The sequence below is a fragment of the Streptococcus sp. 2018110 genome (assembly GCF_019754115.1).
GTDB lineage: Bacteria > Bacillota > Bacilli > Lactobacillales > Streptococcaceae > Streptococcus > Streptococcus hashimotonensis.
In genome coordinates, this window is record NZ_JAIJZO010000039.1 from 1 (window position 1) to 2,472 (window position 2,472).

The following is a 2,472-nucleotide window of genomic DNA, read 5'->3' on the forward strand; positions in this document are numbered from 1 at the left end:
ATGCGACGTCTAGCGTCAAAAAGTCCCTCGACTTAACAAGACACCTCTACTTTATCATAAAGAAAAAGTAGTGAGTACTTTCTCCCGTCGGAGATTTCCTCACTACTAATCTTAGTATGTTTTTGATATTTTAAGAGGCTATTTCAGTACCCATTCTCTCAGAGCGTGGGCTACACCGCTCTCATCATTTGACTTCGTAATGTATTTGGCGATTTTCTTCAGTTCAGGATTTCCGTTTTCCATGACAACAGGATTACCAACAACTTCCAACATTGGACGGTCATTTTCTTGGTCACCGATGGCCATAGTTTGATCCATAGTTAGTCCAAGCTTCTCAGCTAGATGAATGATAGCTTGTCCCTTGTTAACAGTTTTAGGGGTGATTTCCAAATAAAATGGTGCTGATTTTGCTACGTTGTACTTTTCAGTCAAGCTGGTCGGTAGAAGTGGAATAGCAGCATCAAGAATTTCTGGTTCATCAACCATCATTGTTTTGATGATTTCCTTGTCAGCCATTTCTTCCGGAGTGCGATAGAAAATGGGTGCACTTACTAGTGTTGATTCGTAAATGGTGTATTTACCGATGTTACGGTTGGCAGTATAGATACCTTCCTTGGTGCTGGCATGCATTGGGAGCTTGAGTTTACGGGCAGCAGATTCGATGTCGAGATAATCATCATAAGTCAAGGTATCTTTGACAATATCCTCACCAGTTGCTGCATCTTGGACTAAGCCACCGTTAAAAGTGATGACGTAGTCACCTGCTTCTGTAAGATTGAGTTCTTCTAAAATTGCTTGAACACCGGAAATGGGGCGACCAGTAGCAATAACAATTTTAACGCCTGCTTTTTTTGCTTCTTGGATTGCTGAATGTACTTCAGCTGTAATTTGGTGTTGACTATTTAGTAGTGTACCATCAATATCGATGGCGACAAGTTTAATGCTCATTTGATTCTCCAATTATAAAATGATCGTTATGTATATGGCTGTTAAAATCAGCTATTTGAGGTGCGAAAATCCCTGTTTCTTCTAACATTTCTTTTGGGAAATAGAAACGGCTATCGCCGTGGATTGTGCCTGATAGGGAGTGAACAATTGGTGATAGAGAGGATAGTTCTACCAAGGTTTCATCTTTGCGATAAATCTCAATTTGAGTCCGTTTCTTTTCTGCATTCGGACGGTAAATGTCATACGGCAAATCGAAGTTGTGGTGAATAGCAGTATAGTATTCTGGGTCAAAACCGACATCTGCGACCAAGCTACGCAGGCGGTCCAAAGCTTCCTCTTCTTCGGCCTTGAAAGTGATGGATTTGAGCACTTTCCTATTGATATAGCGCTGGGCTAAGTCAGATAAAATACGATCTGGTCCATCTATCCATGATTGAAAGTAAGTATTCATAACTCCATCATCCAGACTGAGGTAATCGGTTAGACGGATACGATGCTCAAAAAAAGGTAATAGCCGAGGTGAAGTTCGTGCAAAAAACTCCTGTTCACCAGTATATAGTAGTTTGGCACGATTGAGTAAATTCTGCAATAGGACTTCCATAGAGCGGCTTGCTGGATGAAAATAGACTTGCATGTACATCTGGTAGCGGCTGAGAACGTAGTCTTCTACTGCATGCATACCAGATTCTTTGAAGGCAATTCCATTTTCTGTCGGGCGAATGACACGTAATATCCTAGTTAGGTCAAATTCACCATAGTTCGCTCCTGTGAAGTAGGAATCTCGTAATAGATAATCCATTCGGTCAACATCAATCTGGCTCGAAATGAGTTGAACGACCTGTTTATTTGGATAGGTGTGTTTGATAACACTAGCAACCTTGTCTGGAAACTCAGGCGAAACTTGTTTCAACAGAGCATTGATCTCCGTTTCTGGACTAGTAATAATAGCACAGGTCATTTCCTCATGGTCTGTATCAAATAGACGCTCGAAGGTATGAGAATAGGCTCCGTGTCCAACATCATGGAGTAGCGCAGCAACCATGGTCAGTAGGGACTCATTTGTATCCCATATTTGTGGATACTTGTCTTCAAATTTTTGAGTAATCCGTCTGGCGATTTCGTAGGCGCCAAGGCAGTGCGAAAAGCGGCTATGCTCGCCACCATGGAAGGTATAGGAAGTAGTCCCTAGTTGCTTGATGCGGCGTAGTCGCTGAAATTCTTTTGTATTGATAAGTTTATAAATCAGCTCATGATCAACATGTACATAGTTATGAACTGGATCGCGAAATACTTTTTCTATCATAGTTTTATTATAACAAAAAAGGGAGATAAATCCCAAATTTCAAGTTGAAGTTAGCCACCCAAAAGAAATTCACTTGGCGACTTGTAGTCCAAGTATTTTTTAGGGTAGTTGTTAATCCAATTTTCGATAAAAGCGACTTCTTTCGGAGTCGTTTTCTTGGTTCCTTTAGGTAACCATCTCCGAATTAATCGATTATGATTTTCATTTGAACCTCTCTCCCA

General features: G+C 40.9%; 2 protein-coding genes and 1 pseudogene. All 3 read right to left on the reverse strand.

Annotated elements, in window-relative coordinates:
* Window positions 1-138: 138 nt before the first annotated feature.
* A complete protein-coding gene (yidA, locus tag K5Q34_RS11605; RefSeq protein ID WP_205026965.1) occupies window positions 139-948 on the reverse strand; it encodes a sugar-phosphatase in 810 nt (269 codons plus the stop codon).
* Window positions 938-2,251 carry an HD domain-containing protein gene (locus tag K5Q34_RS11610; RefSeq protein ID WP_011922082.1) on the reverse strand — a complete coding sequence of 438 codons (1,314 nt, stop codon included), beginning with the start codon at window positions 2,249-2,251 and terminating at the stop codon, window positions 938-940. The genes yidA and K5Q34_RS11610 overlap by 11 nt, the downstream gene beginning before the upstream one ends.
* Window positions 2,252-2,301: 50 nt before the next feature.
* A pseudogene (locus K5Q34_RS11615) lies at window positions 2,302-2,472 on the reverse strand (IS30 family transposase); the annotation flags it as partial.

What these genes read in the sequence shown, in the direction of transcription:
- yidA (WP_205026965.1), bottom strand. Translation starts at nt 948, where the DNA reads ATGAGCATTAAACTTGTCGCCATCGATATTGATGGTACACTACTAAAT.
- K5Q34_RS11610 (WP_011922082.1), bottom strand. Translation starts at nt 2,251, where the DNA reads ATGATAGAAAAAGTATTTCGCGATCCAGTTCATAACTATGTACATGTT.